Origin of the sequence: Novosphingobium sp. fls2-241-R2A-195 (genome assembly GCF_030209485.1) — a bacterium.
Taxonomy (GTDB): Bacteria; Pseudomonadota; Alphaproteobacteria; order Sphingomonadales; family Sphingomonadaceae; genus Novosphingobium; species Novosphingobium resinovorum.
Genome location: NZ_JARVRY010000027.1, coordinates 1 through 20,398 on the forward strand (window position 1 = coordinate 1; position 20,398 = coordinate 20,398).

Here is a 20,398-nt window from a genome sequence, read left to right on the forward strand (position 1 = left end):
ACACCGGATTCTCATCTTGATTGTCGCGCTTTCTCATCCAGATCGCCGCGCGACATGCTGATATCGAGCGAATGGAGCGTGGGTGGGTCTCGGGATCCTCAGGTGAGCATCATTCGGCTGTGGTGACCATGGAGAGCGGGAGGACGATCAAGGTCGAAGACGCGGTGATCGATCAGATTCTCAAGGTTCAGTCACAACTTATACCTGTTGCTGATGGCCACACACTCGTGACCTTCTGCTACTTTCCCGGAACATCCGACCCTGGTCCCTGAATGGAGCGGCGCAATATCGTTGCGTGGCGAACTTCGGTTCATGGCGCTCTGGAGCCAGTTGTCCTAGACGAACACTTTGCCTTCATGGAAGCAGATCACGCTGTCCTGTTCCTGGACGGGAAAGTCGAAGCCCGCGATCGTCCCTACGATTCCATAGATCACTGGATGAAGGAGATGAAGGACCTAGTGGATGCTGCAACCGCGCTGGCAGCGAGGAAAGGTAGCACGATCCAGTAAGAGGGCTGTTCTGGGGCAAAGGTGTTCATCCCGTTGATGTACAGGCCAGGTGAGGCTTACCAGTTCGACTGGAGCCACGAGGACGTCGAGATCGCGGGCAAGCCGATGCGAGTGAAGGTCGCGCACAGCGCGGGTGACCGCTATTGCCATGATGCGGTGCAGCAAAATCGTGTACGCCGCACATGCGACCCAAAGGGCTTTACAGCCCTTGCAATCAGCTGGCCCGGCACTTGCAAGAGGTCCGGGCCTCATTGCGGTTCACGATAATGCCCATATTCCAAGGGCGATCACCGCCCAAAGCCCGGCATTGATGCCGACGATCCAAAACAACCCGTTCACTTTTTTGGGTGTTTGTGGGGGCGCGTAATAGGTGATTTCAAAAGCGTGAGGCATAACCGACTCCTCGCGTCTCAATTGAGCGAGGATGGCATCGCGGCGCGCCAATCCAAGATGGAGATAGGTTCGCACCTGTTCGTTCTTACAGCCGATCCGGCGGCATTGCCCCGCTTTGACAAGGTCGGAGGCGTCGCCACCATCCCCGCATGTGCCGGTGTGGACGGCCTCTCATCGCCACGGATTAATGGCGCTCCCGTGTCATGGTCAGATGAGAGGAGAATAATTTCAATTGCGGCTGATAGCCGTTTTAACCTCCGCTATGCCGGCAGCGAGAATGTCACTGCCGTGCGCAACTTCCACGTCCGGGACGAAGTGCCAACGTGGGCGATCCTTTGTGTCATAAACGGGTTCCCCCGAATATTGTGCCTGTATGCCGGTCCGATCCAGTCTGATCGGAAAGACGGCTGCTCCCAATCCCATCATTTTCGTGCCAACGACCGTCGCGCGGCCTATGTCGCGCATACCCATTGGGAAACCCTCGGCCATGCTTCCGCTCCAATGACTCGTCAGCACGACAACAGGCTTTCTGTAGGTAAAGGGGCCCTTCGGATCGACATATTCGGTCCACGGTGCGCTCAATCCTGCCCCTGCCCGCCTACGCATGATGGCGTAAGCTGTCCGTTCTCGAATGAATCGCCCCATGATCGGCCGGGCAACGGCCGTGTCGCCACCCCCGTTTTCGCGAACATCAATAATCAGGCCCGGAGCATCCTGTAGACTTTCCAATGCCTTGTCGAAAGCATCAACTGTCGCGGTGTCGGAAAAGCTCCTGATAACGATATAGCCGATGCCGTCTGGAAGCATCCCGCTTTCAACGTCAGGCAAATCGGGCCACTTCTTGATGGGAAGCGGGACTGTTCGGGAGGCGCCGTCTTTCGAACTCACCGACAACAGGCGGGCCTTCCCCCGATACCCCGCAACCGCGACGTTGATGGTGTAGGCATCGGCGGCCGGGTCGGGCTTTCGGAGGCATTTCGGCATCAAATCTTGGATGACCGTTTCAATCGGTCGCCCGTCGATCGCGATAATTCGATCACCAATCTTTAATCCGGCATCGGCCGCCGCCGAGCCGCTTTCAATGGCAGCTATACGAACCATGCCGCCAGTTCGCTCGGCAAGGAGATCGAACAGCGGCCATCGTGGTGCTCCGTCAGGCGGATGAGAGAGATGCGTGTGCGCGTCATACAATTCCGCGAGGACACGCCGGACGACATTAGTGAAAGCGGCATCGTCTTCCGCAGCCAAGGCCATCGGCCGGTAGAATGAGCGCACCTGATCCCAGTCAGTCTGCTTGTCGGCCAGAAAACAGTAACGCTCCCCCAGCGTCCGCCACAATTCATCGAAGTCCTCGACAAACGTGACATCGTGCAGTGGTTCGGCCGCCCACGCAGGAGCGGCAGCGAGGGCGATGCCGCCCCCCCAAAAGGCTCGGCGGGTCAGGAAAGGTTGTGTCACAGCGGTTGAGTAACATTCATTCCCGTCCACCGAACAGGGAAATTCTCGACGCGAAAGGGAAACCTTTTGCCACTAACGAACGGCCGGTTCCGGGAACGCCGCGACATCTCGTGAATGGCAGGGGCTGGGGCGCTAACGTACAGTCAGCTTCCCAGCATCACGCGTCCATCTGCAGCACGGCGGAACGGAGAGTGGCTTTGGGTGTTTGCCCTAGGCCGTCCTTGTTCGCGGGAAGATAGCCGACGGACAACGATCCGAACGCCAGCGTATGGCTGGTTACGAGGAGCTTTCCATGACAGAAGTATCGCCAGCAACGCCGACCCTCGTCGAGGCGGAAACTTCGGGATTGAAGGTGCGATCACGCGATGGTGACACCCTCGGTCACGTCAAGGCGCTGATGGTGGACAAGCGTTCAGGGCAAGCGACGTTTGCGGTCCTGAGCCTGGGGGGCTTCCTGGGGTTCAACAAGAGCTTCTATCCCGTGCCCTTCGGCGTGCTGGGCTATGATCCGGCCGGGGACGACTACATCGTCACGATCGACCGCCGAGTGCTCGAAGGCGGCCCGAGCTGGGCAAGCAATGCGCCCGATTTCAACCAGGCCTACGCCGACCGCGTGTCGAGCTATTACGGCACGGTGCCGACTCAGATCGCTTGAGCACGGGCAGTGGGCGTTCAAGTCGGGTCGTCGAGTGCCGCCAGAAACATGACCTTGAGCTTCCGGCGTGTGGCCATGGCGCTGTCGTAGTCGGCACGCGGCCGCGCCATGTCCTTGCACGACGCAAACGTACCTTGGGCGCGGACCAGGGCATCGCAGGACTTTGTCCAGGGCGCGTGCTGTCCGATACCGGTCTTGTACAGCGCTAGCGCCTCGTCGCAGACCGTCCTGGCATCATCGGTGCACGCTTGGGACAGCGCCACATAGGCGAGCAAGTCCGCCCTGGGGTATCGGCTGGGCTTGGCATCGCGCACGGCGAAAACGGTCTTGGCGAAGAAGTGGCACCCCTCGGGGTCGATCATCTCCGCATCATTGTGCAGGAAGCAAGCGCGTGCCAGCTTGGACCAGGCTTGGTCGAGATTGCGGCTGACGCCGGTAGCCGTCAGATTCATCCATCCCAGATACTTGCAGGCGTAGGGCCCGCGTCCCGGGTCACTGCCGTCGCACACGCGCGCGAACCGCGCTTGGGCCTTGGCATAATCGCGCAACTGGCGGTTCTGCAGGTAGAGCTTGCCCGCCTCGTAGCAGCCAAGATCGTCGAGGTGAGCGTCGCAGGACATGTCGTAGTGCCCCAGCGCGCCTCGCAGATCGCCGCCGCGTGCCGCACCGACGCCGCGGCTCCAGCAGGTATCGACGTTGAAATCCGCCTTGCAGGGCGGGGACTGGTCAGCGGGTGCGGGATACTGGATTTCGTAATTCGGAAACGATTCTCCATCGGAAGATCGCTCCCGCCCGATCTCGCGCATGCCAGCAAGCAGGCGGTCGTGGACCCGCCTGATGCTGTCCGGGCGGCAACTCAGCGCGGCGAGAGTCTTGCCCGCCCGGCTGACCGTCAGCAGCCCGAAACGCTGAAGAGCGGTCGGGTCCGGCGCCGCTCCGTTCCTGAAACCTGCCGCCACGCGATAGGCAGTATCGCCGTTGGTGAAGGTCACGATCTCGTCGATCGTGTCGCCCGGGCCATTATTTCGGCGATAGTCCAGGTCCGCCAGGGGGCTGCTCAGCATCAGCTCCGGCTTTTGCAGGGACGAACCGTAGCGATAGGTGGCACGCGTGCCGGTGATCGAGACCGACACCTCGCGATCCTGACCCTGGATACGGCAGGTCAGCACGGCCTCGTCCCGAGGCGCATCCGCAGCCATCGCCGCGGTCATCCAGGCAGCGGCCAGCAGCGAGACGAGGGCGGCAGTGATTTGGCGCATCGCTCTATTCCTCATTTGCGCGATGGCCTTCCGGTTCGCCTACCTTTGCGGGGATCGATGGGGCAACGATCGCGTCGCGCGCGATGGCGAGGGCTTTCGCGGCTTCGCCGGCGGATGGAGTCCGGGGGTCTAGCGCGAGGCTACGCTCCAGCAAGGCGATGGCCCGAAAGTCATCGCGCTCGCGGCCGTTTCCGGTCTGGTGGGCCCGGCCAAGCGTGAAGCAGCTTTCCGCTTCGCCAAGCGTGCACGCCTCGTCATGCAGTTCGAGGGCGCGCTGGTGGTCCTTAGCGGTGCCCCGCCCGTCGTCGATCATGCTGGCGAGATTGCCGCAGGCGCTGCGGTCCTTGGCCTGGCACGACTGTGCGAACAGCGCGACGGCGCGTTTGTGATTGCGTCCCACGCCCAGGCCGTCGCGGTAGAGCACGCCCAGGTTGTAGCAGGCGTGCTGATCGTCGGCATCGCAGGCTTGGCTGAATAGCTGCGCCGCCCGGTGATGATTGCCCGGTACGCCTCGTCCCAACGAATAGGACGCACCCAGATTGGCGCAACCGGCTGTCGAGTTGCTCGAGCAGGCTTGCTGGAAAAGTGCGGCGGCGCGGTGATCGTCCTTCGAAATGCCGTCCCCGTTGATGTAGGCGAGCCCGAGGTTGGAGCATCCGGTCGCCTCGCCGCCATAGCAGGCATATGCGTAGTAGGCGCGCGCGATATCGGCCGATCGCGTGACGCCTTGCCCCTTGCTGTAAGCGAAGCCCGTCATCGTGCAGCCTGGCATGTCGCCGAGGTGGCAGGCCTTGCTCAGGATGGCGACCGCTCGAGCCTCGTCGCGCGCGAGCCCGTCGCCTTCGAGAAGCCGGTTGCCGAGGCGGGTACAGGCACTGGCATCGTTATCCTCGCACAGAACGTTCAGCTCGACGGCGGGGTCGATCTTGGCGACCTCCTGTGCTTGCGATGGCCCGGGGAGCATGGCCAGCAAGGCGAACGACAGCGCAATGGCACGGATCATTGCGTTGTGCACGCCGGATCCGCGCACACGAATGGCGCGTCGTCCGCGTCCTCCGGCGCAAGGCTCGCGCGGAAACGCAGGCCCTGTGGCGTAGCGGCCAGAACTTCGATTTTGATGTTGCGGATACGGATCGTCTTTTGGGCTACCGGGAAGCGCATAGGCTGCGCGCTGCTGGCGTGGGCAAGATCATCGATGCTGTAGCCGCGCACCTCGAAGGTCAGTTCCCCATTCTCGATCCCGCCATAGGCAATATCGTAGATCGTGCCGCTTTCGACCGTGTCATAATTCGGGACATCGGGAATGCCCACTCCCTTGGCATAGTCGCGAGGCGGGACGACGGCATGCCTCGCAGTGGTCGCCTGCGGTGTTCCGAACGTGCCAGGCGACGGCGCTGTGGAGCGGATTATCGGCACCTTGGGGTCCGCGCGCATCCGTTCATGCATGTCTGCCGGGCTTATCGAAGCCTTGGTGTCGGCGATCAGGGCCTCGGCGAAAGCGACCTGGTCGATCGCCAGGGGGAAACCACCGCCCAGGGTTCGATCGGTGGCGCAGACGAACTGCAACTGCGCGGCACCCACCGACCCAGCTTCTACGGGATTAGGCCCCGCATAGCTCAGCGCTGTCTCGTCCAGCCGTTCGTCATCGGCGCCGTAGCGCAGGACGAGGTCCCACGTTTCGGTTTGTTCGCGGCAGTTTCCCGTCATGGAGGCACGCAACGAGGCGGCGGGGTTGCCGGGCTCGCGCAGGATCTGGCTGGCCTCGTACCGCACAATGTCGCCATCGCGCACGATCGACTCGACATCGACGAACAATACCTTGTCGGCGCCCTGCGTCACGTACCACCACTGCGAGGCGCGTGCTTGCGCAATCTCGGGAGAGAGCATGAGCATCCCACAGGCGACAATTCCAAGCTTCATCACATCTCCCACGCTTATGCGACGACAATAGACAACAGAAATCGCGCGTTACAACAGCCTGCTTGTTTCGCGGCCATGATGGCGAAGCGTTCGATTTCACGTGTGACCGAAGACGCGGCAGGTTGCGGCGTCAGGTAGCCGCTATTTATGCCTTGCCTGCCATGGGCGGGTGACCGAAGGCCCCGGGGGGATTTTTGTCCCCGAATTACAAGCAAAGTTTTTGATGACCACTGAAGTCCTCACCGTTGGGGATGCGCCGTTCGTGGCGCTTGATTTGGAAGATACGGTGTTCGAAGCTGGATTCATGGCGTGACGTCCATGCGGATCCGTCGGCGGGGCTCGTGCCCTGTCGGATCGGCGACGGCCGGATTGTGCACCAAATGCCCCTTCGATCATCGAGAGATGGGCGGAAGGCACAGGTCGTATGGGTGCGCGAACGTCAGCTTTCCCCTAATCGAACTCTGAAACCGGACTGTCATCGCGCAGGGCGGCAAGCGCGTGCTGCTTGGCGATGCGGTGATCGACTATGGCCCTGCCAGCTATCTCGTTGCCTCACTCGACCTGCCCATCACAGGCGCGGTGACGCAGGCGAGCGCGGACGCGCCTTATCTCTGCTTCTGCCTCTATCTCGACCCCGCCCTGTTGTCGGAGATCGCGTTAACCCTGCCGCCTCTGCCGGGGGGCACGGAGGAGAGGGGCGGGATGACGCTGCACCCGATGACACCTGAACTGATTGACGCGGCGACGCGGTTGACGGCGCTGCTCGGCGATCCGGCGAACGCGGCGCTGCTCGCGCCGCTCATCGAGCGGGAATTGCTGGTGCGGCTGATGACCGGGCCGGGCGCGGGCATCTTGCGCGCGATAGCGAGCGGCGAAAGCCGCACCAGCCAGCTGGCCAAAGCGATCGCCTGGCTCAAGACCCATTTCCGCGAACCATTTAGCGGACCACACCTTGCCGCCCTTGCCGGCATGAGCCTGTCGAGCTTCCATGATCATTTCCGCCGCGCCACCGCCATGACTCCGCTGCGATATCAAAAGCAGCTGCGGTTGCAGGAAGCACGGGCGCTGATGCTAGCCGGCCGGCTTGATGCGGCAGAGGCGGGCTTCCGCGTCGGCTATGACAGCCCCTCCCAGTTCAGCCGCGAATATCGTCGCCTCTTCGGCGCCCCGCCTGTCCGCGATGTGGGGCGGTTAAGGGCAACGCCGCAGATGGTTATAGCGATTTGAAGGGGGGTCGTATTTCGGCATTATGCGGACCGGCGACACTCACATAGCTTTCATCCGCTTCGTTGACGTGGGGCAGTGGCACGTCTGCAAAGCAAGATGAAACGGATCGGCACACCTGCTGCTCGTCGCCGCTTGTAGAACCGTCCGTGTCGTTTATCCCCTCGGCGCGACGATTCGGGTGCGACATTAGGTCGGCCGCGAAGGTTCCTAACCATATGCTAGAAAAACAAGGCTTCACGGCAGGGGGCCTGCCGATCGCGTTATTGCAAAGTTTTGGCAGGCAACTGCGAAACTAGCTGACGGTCTGCAGTTGGCGAACTGAGATCGGATGCTGAGTGTCGGCAGTGGTGGTATGCCGACTTTCTTTCAGTCAATAGCGGGAAGTTGTTGGTTGCGACTGAGACGAGCCCCGGGAGCCTATCAGTTTCCACTGAGAACTCTCAACGGTAATTGCGGTCACAGACCGAGACGGAGGGCGTCCACCGTGAACTTGGCGCCGAGGATCAGCGCGTCGCCGGTCGGACGGCCCCGGAAAGGCGCGCCGGTGCGGTCGGGGTTGAGGATGTACTGGACGTTGGGCGACAGACGGATCGCCGGCCCGATTTGCGCGCTGTAGGACAGCTCCATCATCACCTGATGGCGCGAGACCTTGCTGCTCCCTCCCACCGAGAGATCAGCAGCCCGCATCCGCCGCATGGCAAGGTCGCTAAAACGCTGGTCGCTGACCATGAAGCCCACGCTGTCCTCGTCGCGCCCGGCGAAGGTTCCGGTCTGCACGACACCGATGTCCCAGAACTGGCTCTCCTCGACCCGGCCGGAGAGGTTGGTCATGGCGACGCCGAAGAGGCTGAGGCCGCGCTTCGAAGTCGGGTCGGGCCGGGTAAGTTGTTGCTCGAAGCGGAAATAGAGGCCTGAGCGCCCGTTTCGGACCTGCGCCGGGAGGCCCGAGACGACAACGATGCCGCCCGCGTCGTCGCGGAGCGGATCGTCGTAGTCGCCCTTGTCCACCCATCCGCCTAGGATGTAGCGGGCGGGAAGGCGGGCCTGTTCGCCGGTTTCGTAGCTTAGTTCCCAGGGTATGATCACTCCGGTCGCGCTGGCGATGCCGAAGGCGGTGCCGTGGTCGTTAGCGCGCTTGCGGTCGGGGTTTACCTCGTAGGCGCCGACGTGGGCGTAGACGTGATCGGTCAGCCGCGCCTTGGCGTGGGCCATCCAACTCGATGCCGGGAAATAGGTGAAATTGCTGTTCTTGAACACGAACGTCGGATTACCGCAGCCCGAATTGCCCTGAAACTGGCAATAGAGCGGCGAATTGAGGAAGTGGATGTTCGCTTGGCTGCGTCCCGCCTCGATCACCAGCCGGTCGTCGAGCAGATGCTGCTCCCAGGTCAGGATGGCGAGGTGGGTGTTCTGAGTGCCCCAGATTTCCTGAACAGAGGTATTGTTGCCGATTGCCTGCGCCGAGAGGCTCTCGCCGTGCCGGTTCGTCGCCGCCACATGCAGCGCGCCGCCGCCAATGCCGCTGATGCGGTCCATGTCGAAGTCGGCGCCGACGTAGACCTGCCCGGCATAAGCCGCGTCGCGCCGCAGCCCGCCGGTGACGTTGCCCGCCGCCTCGCCGGTGTAGCTGAGCGAGAGGATAATGCCCTCCTCGGCGAGGGGTTGGAAGGCCTCGGGCTGCGGCGCGGGTCCTGCGGCAATGTCGATGGTCTCGTCGGCTGACTGGGCCCGGACCTCGGCAGGCGCGGCAGCGATCGACAAAGCGATAGCGGCGACGCCTGCGAGGCAGGCGCCCTTAAACGGCAGGGCCGACATGTACTGATCCTCTCGAGTATGCCTCGGTATCGTCAAGGCCGGCTTAGGTGCGCTTCAGGACAGCGCTTCCGGTCTGCGTTTGAGGAGTCCGACGAGCACCGCGCTCACCAGCGTTCCCGCAACGATCGCGGCCCCGTAAGCGGCCAGATGCGTCACCGCGCCGGGGATCGGCAGCACGAAAACCCCGCCATGCGGCACTTTCAGCTCGACACCCGAAGCCATCGAGATCGCCCCCGCCGTTGCCGAACCCGCCATCAGCGAGGGGATCACCCGAAACGGATCGCGCGCTGCGAACGGGATGGCACCCTCGGTGATGAAGGCCAGCCCGAGAACCGCAGCGGCCCCTCCCGCCTCGCGTTCCTCGGCCGTGAAGCGGTCGCGGAACAGGCGCGTCGCCAGCGCGACGGCCAGCGGCGGCGTCATTCCAGCCGCCATCGTCGCCGCCATCGGCGTGCAGACGTTACTGGCGATGAGGCCCACCGAGAAGGCATAGCCAGCCTTGTTGACCGGGCCGCCCATGTCGAAAGCGGACATGGCGCCCAGGATCACGCCGAGCAGCAGCGCGCTCGACCCCTGCATGGACCGCAGCCATTCGGTCAGGAAGGCGAGGGCAGCGGCCACCGGCGTGCCGACCCCGTAGACCATCAGGAGGCCCGTCAGCAGCGTGCCCAGCAGCGGCAGGATCAGCACGGGCTTCAACCCCTGGAGGTTTTTCGGCAGGTGGATCAAACGGTTGAGCCCATCGACGCCGTAGCCGGCGATGAAGCCCGCCGCGATGCCACCGAGGAACCCGGCGCCCAGCTGCGCGGCCATCATGCCGCCCACCATGCCCGGCGCGATACCCGGCCTGTCGGCGATGGAGAAGGCGATGTAGCCCGCCAGCGCGGGCACGATCAGCGCGAAGGCCCCCTGCGCGCCCACCTGGAACAGCGTATGTGCCAGCGTGCCCTTGGCCGCGTCGGTATTGGCGCCGATCCCGCCGAGCGCGAAGGCGATGGCGATCAGCAGGCCGCCCGCGACCACGAAGGGCAGCATGAACGAAACACCGGTCATGAGGTGCTTGTACGGCCCCGCACGTTCCTGCCTGGTGGCCGAAGCGCCGTCAGCGACCTCGGCTTCCCCGCCCTGCTGTCTGGCCTCTGCCAAGGCGCGCTCGATCAGCTTCGCGCCGCCCGAGATCGCCGGCTTGGTGCTGGACACGAAGACACGTTTGCCGGCGAACCGCGCGCGGTCGACCTCGCGGTCGGCGGCGATGAGCACGACGTCGGCCTCGGCGATTTCCGCGGCCGTTAGCGGTGTTCCGGCGCCGACCGAACCCTGCGTCTCAACGCGGATCGGATAGCCGAGCTGCCTGGCTCCCTCGGTCAGTCCCTCGGCTGCCATGAAGGTGTGAGCGATGCCGGTCGGGCACGAAGTGATAGCGACAACGCGCGGGCTCTTCGTGGCCAGTTCCGGAGTGCCGGGATCTTCGAACGCCAGCGCCGCAGCGGGATCGGCGAGCACGGCCTCGAGCGTCACGTGGCGGTCGGCCCGGCGAGCCAGCGCGTCGCCTGCCGGCCCGTCGCCGACCAGCAACAGCAGGCCGCCCGCGCCCGGCACGTCGTCGCCGAGCGGATTGAGCACGCCCTGCTGAGTGCGGACCTCGACCTCGATGGTGCGTCCGTCGGTACGCGCGGCGCGGCGCAGGGCCTCGCCCGCCAGTACCCCCTGCACGGCCGAGGAGTCCGCCTCGACGACGGCAAAGATCGTCTTCATTTTGCCTCTCCTGCCGCTGTCTTCGCGGTCATTTTCACCGGGGTCACTGTCACTTCGTCGGCCAGCGCATGCACGCTTGCGAGCGTCGGCAGGTTCGGGCCGATCATGCCGAGCTTCGCCACCGCAAAAGCCGTCGCGAGCCGCGCGGTGCGTTCGAGTGATGCCTCTTCCAGTACGGCGGCGGCGATGCCCGCCACCATCGCGTCGCCCGCACCGACAGTGCTCGCCAGCTCCCCGACCGCGAGCCAGGCGGTGAGCGCACCCTCATCCGAAACGAACAGCGCGCCGTGCTCTCCCATCGAGACCACGACGAGCGCCACGCCGCTCTGGCGCAAGGTGGCGGCGGCCTCGACCATCGCGGGAAGGTCGGGCAAGTCGCGGCCCAGCATCTGCGCTAGTTCGTCGCGGTTGGGCTTGACCACGTGGGGTGGTTGCTCCATCTCCAGCGCGCACTTGAGCGGCAGACCGCTGCTGTCGAGGATCACGCGGCATCCGATGGCCCGCAGGCGCTCTGTCAGGGCGGCGTAAGTATCGGGCGGGCAGCCTGGAGGAAGACTGCCCGCCAGCACGACGAGGTCACCCCCGCGTGCCGCATCGCAGATGGCGGCGGCGACCATTTCGGCGCGACCGGCATCGACTGCGAGGCCATCCAGATTGATATCGGTGGTGCCGGCTGGGTCGACCAGCTTGAGATTGACGCGCGTCGCCCCGGCAATGCGGATGAAGCGGTCCTCGATGCCCTTGGCGGCGAACAGCGCATCGAACGGCGCCGCGTTGTCGCTGCCGAGCAGGCCATACGCGGAAACGGACACGCCCCAGTCGGCCAGGCAGCTGGCGACATTGACGCCCTTGCCGCCGGCATTCTGGCGAACCGCATGGGCGCGGTGGACCTCTCCGGGGACGAGCCGGTCCAGCGTGACAGTCTGATCGATGGCGGGGTTGAAGGTGACAGTAAGGGCGCGCATCACATCGCCTCCCCGTCGAGCGCGCGGACCTCGGCAGCGCCTTCGGCGGCCAAGGCGCGCGCCGCGAGTTGGGCGAGTTCACTGCGATCGGATGCGCGCAACCGGGCCTTGACCGCCGGAATGTCGCGCGGGGTCATCGACAGTTCGCTGACGCCCAGACCCACCAGCAGCGCCGCGCCGAACGGATCGCCAGCGATGCCGCCGCACACTCCGACCCAGCGGCCATGCGCCTTCGCGCCTTCCACGGTCATTGCCATCATGCGCAGGACGGCGGGGTGCAAGCTGTCTGCCTCGCCGGCGAGTTCCGGGTTCTGGCGGTCGATCGCGAGAGTGTACTGGGTAAGATCATTAGTGCCGATCGAGAAGAAGTCGGCATGGGCCGCGAGCGACGCGGCCTGCACCGCTGCCGCCGGAACCTCGATCATGATGCCGATCGGCACCTGCGGGGCTTCGAGTTCCGCCCGGATCGCCTCGCAGCGCTGGCGCATGGCGACGAGTTCGTGGGCCGAGGTGATCATCGGGAACATGATCGAGAGATTACCGCCGAGCTTCGCAGCGCGGTAGAGCGCGCGCAGCTGCGGTTCCAGCAGGTCGGGACGGCGCAGCAGCAGACGCGCGCCGCGAACGCCAAGGAACGGGTTCTCCTCACGTGGGAGATCGAGGTGGGGCACCTGCTTATCGCCGCCGATGTCGAGCGCGCGCACGATCAGCGGGCGGTCCTGCGCATCGTCGCCGAGTGCGTCGATCATGGCGCGGTAGACGGCAAGCTGTTCGTCCTCGCCGGGGCTGTCCCCGCTTTCGAGGAAAAGGAATTCGGTGCGCATCAGGCCCACGCCCTCGCCGCCCTGCGCAAGCGCAAACGCGACCTGGTCGGCGCGGTTGACGTTGGCAGCGATTTCCACCCGGTGGCCATCGCGGGTGACGGCGGGCTGTCCGCGCTCCTGCTCCTCGGCAACGCGCCGGGCGGCGAGGGCGGCGATCCAGGCGCGCGCTGAGATGAGATCGTCCTCAGAAGGCGAAATCCAGACCTTGCCGCCATCGCCATCGACGACGGCGACGGTCCCGGCAGCGGTCGCGAGCAATTCGGGGCCGCCTGCGACGACCGAAGGCAGGCCTAAAGTACGGGCAAGGATCGCGCTGTGCGAAGTTGGCCCGCCGAGCGACGTGGCTATTCCGGCCACTTTCGCGGCGTCAAGCGTCGCGGTGTCGGACGGCGACAGATCTGCGGCGACGAGGATACAGGGCTCGTCGGGTAGGTCGGCGAGGGTGCCGGTGACGAGACTGGAGTCGATCTCGGCCAGCACGCGGCGGCCCACGTCCTCGAGGTCGGCGGCGCGCGCGGCGAGTACGGGGTTCCCGAGTGCCGAGAGCTTGCCGGCGATGCGCTCCACGGCGTGGTGCCACGACCAGGCGACGCCGTGGCCCTCGACCATGAGCTGGCAGGTGAGAGTGATGATGTCGGTATCTTCCAGCAGCTCGGACTGCGCCTTGAAGATGGCGGCTTCCGAGGCGCCGAGGCGGCGGGTGGTGTCGTCGATCAGCGCCGTCATCTGCGCGCGGGTGCGCAACAGCGCGCTGTTGAGTTGTTCGCCGCCGGTGGCAAGGTCGACCGGCACGTCGGGTACCACGAGTTCCGCGGCACTGAGAACATGCACCCGGCCGATCGCGAGGCCGGGGCTGGCGGCGACGCCAGCTATCATCCGGGGACTTCCGGCGGGCGTCCAACTGCGGCTCGGCGCCTTGGCTTTCTCGGCGGCGCGGGCAGCGTCTTCCTTCTCGCGCGACGTGAGGCGGCGGACGGCGGCAACGAAGCTGTCCAGCGCCGGTTCAGCGCCCGCGCCGTCGGCAGAAAAGGTGACTTCGTCACCGCAGCGCAGGCCCAGCTGGAGCAGGGCGACGAGGTTGCGCGGATCGGCGCTTTCGTTGCCGTGGCGCACGCGCAGGCGGACGCTGGAGCCCCGTGCAGTCTCGACCCAGGTCGATGCGGGGCGGGCGTGGAGGCCCGAGGGATAGTCGACCACCCAGACGGCGGTATGGGCGAGGTCCACGGCAGGCGCGGAGGCCGAGGCAGGGGCCGCGTCTTCGCCGAGGGCGCGCGTAAAGTCGGCCGGATCGTCGGTGGCGATGAGCGCTTGGAGCCGGTCCTCCTCCTGGATCAGCCGAGTCAGGCGGCGCAGGATGCCGATGTGGCTGTCCGAGTTCGCGGCGATGCCGACGACGATGTGGGCGCGCTGCCCCGGGTTCCAGTCGATGCCGCCGCGAAGCTGTAGGATGGCGATGCCGTCGCGGCGGACGAGGCTCTTGTCCTCACCCAGCCCGTGCGGGATGGCGAGGCCGGAGCCAAGGAAGGTGTTCGCGACGGCTTCGCGGCGCACCATGCTCTCCTCGTAGCCAGGCGCGACATAGCCGGCGGCGACCAGTAGCTGGCCGACCTGGCGAATCGCATCGGTCTTGTCGGCGGCCGTGGCGTCGATCCTCACGAGATCGGTGGCATGCGACGCGGTGAAAGCGTCTGCGAGCATCGTCGTTCCTCTCCAATTCACTCCCATATCAGAAAACGTTTTCTAAGCGAATTTGTCAATGGGGGTTGTGATTAGCGTAATCAATGGTGCATAATCCTGCTATCGGGATGGGATTGGCTGTTTGGACAAGAGAACGATTTCCACATGGCGATAGGGATCAAGGATGTGGCTCAGGTCGCCGGAGTGTCCCCCGCTACCGTCTCGCGCGTGCTGGCGGGCCGACCGGTCGATCCGGCGATGAGCGAGCGCGTGCTGGCGGCGGTGAAATCTACTGGATACCGCCCGAATCTCGCCGCTCGGCGGCTGCGCTCCCAGCACAGCAACACCATCGGGCTCGTCGTCGCCGACATCGGGAACCCGTTCTTCACCGCCGTCTCGCGCGCAATAGAGAGCGTTGCTGCCGCGCGCGGCTTGCGGGTGATCCTGTGCAATACCGACGAGGACCCCGCCAAGGAAGCGGCCTACCTCGAACTGCTGCACGAGGAGCGCGTGACCGGCGTGATCCTCGCGCCTTCGCGCCAAAGGGTCGCGAGAGGCGGGCGCAGCGAACTCGACTATCCCGTGGTCCTGATCGATCGCGCCGCGCCCGATGCCGAGTTCGACTGCGTACTGCTGGACAATGCGCGCATGGCGGAGGTCCTCGTTGAGCACCTGTACGCGCAGGGACATCGCCGGATCACCGGCCTGTTCGGCGCGGCCAGCACCACGGGCGCCGAACGCCGCGACGGTTTCACGAGGGCAGCGGGGCGGCTCGGACTTACGGTGGAGACGATCGCGGTACCCCATACAAAGGACGCGGCGGAGCAGGTCATCGCCCAGTTGCTCAGCCGCGCGGAGCGGCCCGACGCCGTGGTGGCGAGCAACGGCGTGATGCTCGTCAACGTGCTGCGGGCCTTGCGCGACCTTGGCCTGGAAGTGCCGCGCGATATCGCGCTCGCTGGGTTCGATAACAATGACTGGATGGAGTTCGTCGGCGGTGGCCTAAGCGTCATCGAGCAGCCGGTGGAGGAGATCGGCCGCACTGCGATGACGATGTTGCTCGACCGGCTCGAAAACCCCGATGCCGCGGGCCGCAAGGTCGTGCTGGCGGGCCGCCTGATACCTCGCGGATCGAGCATGCGTGCCGATATCCGCTGCAAAACTACCGGAGACTGACGCTCATGGAACGTACCACCATCGGCCGAGACACGCGCTTGTGCATGTCCTTGTCGGCCCGCCCCGGCAATGCCGGATCGCGTCTGCACAACTGGCTCTACGACCATTATGGGCTCGACTACGTCTACAAGTCTTTCAGCACGAGCGACCTCGCCGCCGCCGTGGGCGGCATCCGGGCGTTGGCAATTCGCGGCTGTGCGATCTCGATGCCCTTTAAAGAGGCGGTCATCCCGATGCTCGACGCCCTAGAGGACTCTGCACGGGCAATCCACAGCGTGAACACCATCGTCAACGACGGCGATGTGCTCACCGGCTACAACACCGACTACGTCGCCGTGCGCGACCTCGTAACGCGCAGGGGCATCGATCTGGCAACGCCGTTCCTGCTGCGCGGCAGCGGCGGCATGGCAAAGGCCGTGGTCGCCGCGCTCCGCGATCTGGGCTTCCGCCAAGGCACGATCGTTGCGCGCAACCGCGAGGATGGTCCCGCGCTCGCGGCGCAGTACGGTTTCGAATGGCTAGCGGAAATGCCTTCACGGGGCGCTGCGATGCTCGTCAACGTGACGCCGCTGGGCATGGAGGGGCCACAGGCCGAGGCGCTCGCCTTCTCGCCCGAGCAGGTCGCGGCCTGCGACATCGCCTTTGACGTCGTGGCCCAGCCCGCGAATACGCCCTTCGTCCGGGCTGCGCGAGAGGCCGGGAAGACGGTGATATCGGGCGCGGAGGTGATCGTGCTCCAGGCGATCGAACAATTCGTGCTCTATACAGGATTGCGACCTGATGCGGAGGCAGTAGCGCAGGCGGCTAGGTTCGCGCATGGTCTGCAGGTGGCAGATTCGCTGCGGAGCGCGTGACTCGTTCTCTGCCGATTTCCGGACAAACCTGAGTTCTGCGCCGGGCGCAACGTCCATCGCGAAAGGTCATGATGCAACCGATCACACTGACCCGCTTTCTCATCGAGTAGCAACGGTGCGAGGACAATGCCTGTCCATCGGAACTGCGGCTTCTCGGTAGCCCGCGCCTGCAAGACGATCACGCACGCGATCTCGAAGGGCGCGCTGGGCGATGTGCTGGGCTGCCTTGGCTCGGAGAACGTGCAGGGGGAGGTCCAGAAGAAGCTCGACGTCATCGCCAATAAGATCCTGCTCGACGCCAACGAGTGGGGCGGCCATCTCGCCGCCATGGCCCTGCCTAAAACAATCAGGCACGCTGCACCTTGCGGGTTGCGCATGGGAGACCTCTCGACGCGGCCAAATACGCCCCAGCCTTGACCCAACCGCTCCTCAAGCTTGGAAAGCCCTTCCCGTGGGAAACCGCCGATGTCTGAGTGGAAGTGCCTTTAGGAAGGTGGTGCCGCTTACGTGACTCGAACACGTGACCCCATCATTACGAATGATGTGCTCTACCAACTGAGCTAAAGCGGCATGCCTTGCGGGCAGGCGCGGCGTTTACATGGGGAGGGCGAACTGTGCAATCGCCTTTGCCAGATTTTTTTCAGAGCAGCCAAAAGGCCTGATTTTTCTGGAAAATGAATGGATATGGTGGGCGGTGAGGGGCTCGAACCCCCGACCCTCTCGGTGTAAACGAGATGCTCTACCAACTGAGCTAACCGCCCGCGCCTTGCGCTGGGGGGCTATTGCCGCCTCTCGGCCGCCTCGTCAATGGTTCAACCGGGCACCGCAGACGTCCCTGTGCATTTCCTGCCTTGCGTCCCCTGTCGTCCCGAGGCCCGATGACCTTTCAGCAATGCCTGTCGATTGCTCTGCTCTGCGCCATGATGGCCCTTTTTATCTGGGGTCGCTTTCGTTACGATGTAACCGCGGTCATTGCGTTGCTCGCGGGGATGGCCCTGGGGCTGGTCAGTCCGGAAAAGGCTTTCCTCGGCTTTTCAGACGACATCGTCATTATCGTGGGCTCGGCCCTGGTGCTTTCGGCCGCCGTTCAACGGTCCGGCTTGATCGAGAAGGCCGTCGCATGGGCAGGACGATGGCTCGCACGGACTGGGGCGCAACTGCTGGTGCTCACGGCATCGGTTGGGCTTGCCTCGGGGCTGATCAAGAACATTGGCGCACTCGCAATGCTGATGCCGGCTGCCGGACAACTCGGCCGCAAGAGCGGGACCAATCCTTCCCGCTTCCTTATGCCGATGTCGTTCGCGGCGCTGCTTGGCGGGCTTACCACGCTGGTCGGGACGTCGCCCAATATCATCGTCAGCCGCGTGCGCGAGCAGATGATCGGCGAGCCCTTCGAGATGTTCGACTATCTGCCGACCGGTCTGGGCCTGCTGATCATCGGTCTAGTCTTTCTGCGGCTGTGCCATCGCCTGTTACCTGCCGACAGGCGCGCGGCGGCGACCATGGGAGAGGCGCTCGACATCGCGGACTATACGATCGAGGCGCGGGTTCGCGAGGAGGCTCCCGTCGTCGGGGGCACCGTCGCCGCATTTCTTAAGGAGCACGACGGAGAGGTCGAGGTGACGGCCGTTTTGCGCCGTGGCCTTGCCGGAGACGTGCGCCCCGACCTCGTACTGGTTGAAGACGATGTTCTGATCCTCGCGGGTGATCCGGATGCGCTAGAGCGTGCGGTAGCTGCGGGAGGGCTCGATCCCAGTGGCCATGATATCGACGGAGACGAGGACGAGCACACCGCGCGCGCGCGTGATCACGTGGGGGTGATCGAAGGGGTCGTCACCGCCCGCTCGGCATTGGCGGGGAGTTCGGCAAGCCGACTCATGCTGCGCGAGCGGATGGGCCTGAGACTCGTTGCCATCTCGCGCGAGGGTGAGAGCCTGCGCGCGAAACCCGCCAGCATCCTCATGCAGCCGGGCGACGTGATCGTGCTGCAAGGGGTGTTGTCGGCGATGCCGGGGAGGTTGCGGCAACTGGGCGTGCTTCCGCTGGCACAGCGGCAGATCGCGCTGGGAGCGACGCGCAAAGGCTGGCTGGCGGTGGCGATCCTGGCCGCCGCTATGCTGGCGACGGCGACCGGATTGGTGCCGGTGGCCCCAGCGTTCTTTGCCGGGGCAGGGCTCGTCGTGATGACCGGGGCGCTCCCGGTCGACGATGCCTACGAGGCTGTCGAGTGGCCGATCCTGATCATGCTGGGGGCGCTGATCCCGGTCAGCGGGACGCTTCAATCGACCGGGGCATCCGACGTCATGGCGACGGAGCTGGCGGCACTGGCGCGAGATATGCCGCCATGGGGCGCGGTGGCGCTCGTCCTGGCGTCTTCGATGGCGGTGACACCGTTCCTCAACAATGCCGCTACCGTGCTTGTCATGGCGCCGATCTCGGCGGTTTTCGCCGACGATCTCGGCTATCGACCGGACGCCTTCCTCATGGCCACAGCGATTGGTGCGGGGTGCGACTTCCTGACGCCGATCGGGCACCAGTGCAACACGCTGGTCATGGGGCCGGGAGGCTATCGTTTCGGCGACTACGCGCGATTGGGAGCGCCGCTGTCGCTGCTGGTGCTGGTGCTGGGCACGCCACTCATCATTCACTTCTGGCCGCTGCAGTGAGTGAGCAGCAGCGGCCAGCATGCCGAGCTTACCAGTCGAACCAGCGGCGGTTGCGCCAGCCCGCGCGGCGAACCTCTGGCACACCGTCATGGTTGACATCGGTGACAACGGTGCGCGGTTCGTGAGCCGAAGCGACCTGTCCCTGCGCGAGGGCATCGGCGCGGGCTTCGGCGCGCGCGGCGCGCAGTTCGGCGTCGCGCACCCAGGCATCGGCGTCGCGTGCGGCGATCTCGCCCCGGCGCTCGCGGGCGATGGCGTAGTAGTGGCTCCACATCTGGCTATGGGCAAAGGCCAGCGCCAGGCCGCCGATGATCGCAAGGTTCTTGAGCGCCATGACCCGCTGCATCGGATCGCCGAACTGCGCGTGGAAGAACAGGATCGTCATCGCGGTGAAGCCTGCCAGCAGCACCGCCACCAGCCGCACCATGAACCCGGCGGCAAGGCACAGTCCCGCCAGCAGCTCGAACAGCCCGGTGGGAATGGCAAGGCCCGAGGGCAGACCGGCGGCGACGATCATCGTCTCGGTCGCGGAGATGTCGGCGAGCTTGCCCGCCCCGGAAAATATGAAGATGAGGGCGATCAGAATCCGCCCGATTATTGCGGCAATCTTCGACACGGCTTTTCTCCCGGCCTGTTTTATGCCGGGAGAAGCGGGCGTGCGCGGGGTTTGTTCCCTCTCAGAGCCTAGGCAGCGTTACTCCGCGCTGGCCCATGTACTTGCCTGCGCGATCGGCATAGCTCGTCTCGCAGGGTTCGTTGCCCTTAAGGAACAGAAACTGGCAGGCGCCCTCGTTGGCGTAAATCTTCGCGGGCAGGGGGGTGGTGTTCGAGAATTCGAGCGTCACGTGGCCTTCCCAGCCCGGTTCCAGCGGCGTGACGTTCACGATGATGCCGCAGCGCGCATAGGTGCTCTTGCCCAGGCAGATTACCAAAACGTCGCGCGGCACGCGGAAGTACTCGACCGTGCGGGCCAGCGCGAAGGAGTTGGGCGGGATCACGCAGACGTCGGTGGTACGGTCCACGAAGGAGTTCGCCGCGAAGTCCTTGGGGTCGACCACCGCCGAATCGACGTTGGTGAAGATCTTGAACTCCGGCGCGACGCGGGCGTCGTAACCGTAGGAGGAGAGCCCGTAGGAAATGCACCCGTCGCGGCGCTGGGCCTCGACGAACGGCTCGATCATGCCGTGTTCCTGGGCCTGCTGGCGGATCCACTTGTCGCTGAGGATAGACATGGCGCGGGTGTTA

Annotated in this window: 17 protein-coding genes, 2 tRNA genes and 1 pseudogene; 7 read left to right on the top strand and 13 right to left on the bottom strand. The window is 64.8% G+C overall.

Translation table 11 applies throughout. From position 1 onward, the window contains the following. Positions 1-356 precede the first annotated feature (356 nt). Positions 357-509 carry a hypothetical protein gene (locus tag QRN25_RS19810; RefSeq protein ID WP_285020967.1) on the top strand — a complete coding sequence of 51 codons (153 nt, stop codon included), beginning with the start codon at positions 357-359 and terminating at the stop codon, positions 507-509. A 258-nt stretch (positions 510-767) separates the two neighbouring features. Here QRN25_RS19810 and QRN25_RS19815 read toward each other — a convergent pair whose 3' ends face one another. After that, on the bottom strand, positions 768-977 hold the full coding sequence (locus tag QRN25_RS19815) for a hypothetical protein (RefSeq protein WP_271184168.1): 210 nt from the start codon (positions 975-977) through the stop codon (positions 768-770). 153 nt (positions 978-1,130) lie between these two features. Beyond that, the gene (locus QRN25_RS19820) at positions 1,131-2,360 is read right to left on the bottom strand and encodes a S41 family peptidase (RefSeq protein WP_271184167.1); all 1,230 of its coding nucleotides are present in this window, start codon (positions 2,358-2,360) and stop codon (positions 1,131-1,133) included. A gap of 292 nt (positions 2,361-2,652) precedes the next feature. On the opposite strand from QRN25_RS19820, the gene QRN25_RS19825 reads away from it, so the two are divergent. Then, on the top strand, positions 2,653-3,015 hold the full coding sequence (locus QRN25_RS19825; protein WP_285020968.1) for a PRC-barrel domain-containing protein: 363 nt from the start codon (positions 2,653-2,655) through the stop codon (positions 3,013-3,015). Between the two features lie 17 nt (positions 3,016-3,032). On the opposite strand, the gene QRN25_RS19830 is transcribed toward QRN25_RS19825, so the two are convergent. The 3 genes from QRN25_RS19830 to QRN25_RS19840 are packed head-to-tail and all read right to left on the bottom strand — an operon-like array spanning position 3,033 to position 6,194. Beyond that, positions 3,033-4,274, bottom strand: a complete 1,242-nt coding sequence (locus QRN25_RS19830) for an SEL1-like repeat protein (protein WP_285020969.1) — start codon at positions 4,272-4,274, stop codon at positions 3,033-3,035. A gap of 4 nt (positions 4,275-4,278) precedes the next feature. Beyond that, positions 4,279-5,277 (bottom strand): tetratricopeptide repeat protein, encoded by a 999-nt coding sequence (locus tag QRN25_RS19835; RefSeq protein WP_285020970.1) that lies wholly within the window; start codon positions 5,275-5,277, stop codon positions 4,279-4,281. Continuing rightward, entirely contained in the window at positions 5,274-6,194 is a 921-nt protein-coding gene (locus tag QRN25_RS19840; protein ID WP_285020971.1) for a hypothetical protein, read from the bottom strand. Before QRN25_RS19840 ends, QRN25_RS19835 begins: the two co-directional genes overlap by 4 nt. Before the next feature lie 477 nt (positions 6,195-6,671). Between QRN25_RS19840 and QRN25_RS19845 the strand changes: the two genes are divergently transcribed. Continuing rightward, a complete protein-coding gene (locus QRN25_RS19845) occupies positions 6,672-7,421 on the top strand; it encodes an AraC family transcriptional regulator (protein ID WP_285021286.1) in 750 nt (249 codons plus the stop codon). 456 nt (positions 7,422-7,877) lie between these two features. Here QRN25_RS19845 and QRN25_RS19850 read toward each other — a convergent pair whose 3' ends face one another. Genes QRN25_RS19850 through ptsP form a run of 4 tightly spaced genes read right to left on the bottom strand, consistent with a single transcriptional unit; the run spans position 7,878 to position 14,478 of the window. Further along, positions 7,878-9,236, bottom strand: coding sequence for a carbohydrate porin (locus QRN25_RS19850; protein ID WP_285020972.1), 1,359 nt, complete (start codon positions 9,234-9,236; stop codon positions 7,878-7,880). Between the two features lie 54 nt (positions 9,237-9,290). Continuing rightward, the gene (locus tag QRN25_RS19855; protein ID WP_285020973.1) at positions 9,291-10,991 is read right to left on the bottom strand and encodes a PTS fructose transporter subunit IIC; all 1,701 of its coding nucleotides are present in this window, start codon (positions 10,989-10,991) and stop codon (positions 9,291-9,293) included. After that, positions 10,988-11,956, bottom strand: a complete 969-nt coding sequence (gene pfkB / locus QRN25_RS19860) for a 1-phosphofructokinase (RefSeq protein ID WP_285020974.1) — start codon at positions 11,954-11,956, stop codon at positions 10,988-10,990. The genes QRN25_RS19855 and pfkB overlap by 4 nt, the downstream gene beginning before the upstream one ends. After that, positions 11,956-14,478, bottom strand: a complete 2,523-nt coding sequence (gene ptsP, locus QRN25_RS19865) for a phosphoenolpyruvate--protein phosphotransferase (RefSeq protein ID WP_285020975.1) — start codon at positions 14,476-14,478, stop codon at positions 11,956-11,958. The genes pfkB and ptsP overlap by 1 nt, the downstream gene beginning before the upstream one ends. A 144-nt stretch (positions 14,479-14,622) precedes the next feature. Here ptsP and QRN25_RS19870 point away from each other — a divergent pair, with 144 nt between their 5' ends. The 3 genes and pseudogenes from QRN25_RS19870 to QRN25_RS19880 form a co-directional block, all read left to right on the top strand. Continuing rightward, positions 14,623-15,633 (top strand): LacI family DNA-binding transcriptional regulator, encoded by a 1,011-nt coding sequence (locus QRN25_RS19870; protein ID WP_271184158.1) that lies wholly within the window; start codon positions 14,623-14,625, stop codon positions 15,631-15,633. Between the two features lie 5 nt (positions 15,634-15,638). Beyond that, positions 15,639-16,487 carry a shikimate 5-dehydrogenase gene (locus QRN25_RS19875; protein ID WP_285020976.1) on the top strand — a complete coding sequence of 283 codons (849 nt, stop codon included), beginning with the start codon at positions 15,639-15,641 and terminating at the stop codon, positions 16,485-16,487. A 71-nt stretch (positions 16,488-16,558) separates the two neighbouring features. Beyond that, positions 16,559-16,820: pseudogene (locus QRN25_RS19880) on the top strand (class 1 fructose-bisphosphatase); the annotation flags it as partial. Positions 16,821-16,981: 161 nt separating this feature from the next. On the opposite strand, the gene QRN25_RS19885 reads toward QRN25_RS19880, so the two are convergent. Further along, positions 16,982-17,057 (bottom strand) — tRNA-Thr (locus tag QRN25_RS19885). A gap of 115 nt (positions 17,058-17,172) precedes the next feature. Next, positions 17,173-17,248, bottom strand: a tRNA-Val gene (locus QRN25_RS19890). 117 nt (positions 17,249-17,365) lie between these two features. Between QRN25_RS19890 and QRN25_RS19895 the strand changes: the two genes are divergently transcribed. Further along, on the top strand, positions 17,366-19,153 hold the full coding sequence (locus QRN25_RS19895) for an SLC13 family permease (RefSeq protein WP_285020977.1): 1,788 nt from the start codon (positions 17,366-17,368) through the stop codon (positions 19,151-19,153). Positions 19,154-19,181: 28 nt separating this feature from the next. Here the strand turns inward: QRN25_RS19895 and QRN25_RS19900 are convergent, their stop codons facing one another. Both QRN25_RS19900 and dcd read right to left on the bottom strand, forming a co-directional pair. After that, complete coding sequence (locus tag QRN25_RS19900) at positions 19,182-19,769, bottom strand: DoxX family protein (RefSeq protein WP_285020979.1); 588 nt, start codon at positions 19,767-19,769, stop codon at positions 19,182-19,184. A gap of 61 nt (positions 19,770-19,830) precedes the next feature. Further along, on the bottom strand, positions 19,831-20,385 hold the full coding sequence (gene dcd, locus QRN25_RS19905) for a dCTP deaminase (protein ID WP_008831254.1): 555 nt from the start codon (positions 20,383-20,385) through the stop codon (positions 19,831-19,833). Positions 20,386-20,398 lie beyond the last annotated feature (13 nt).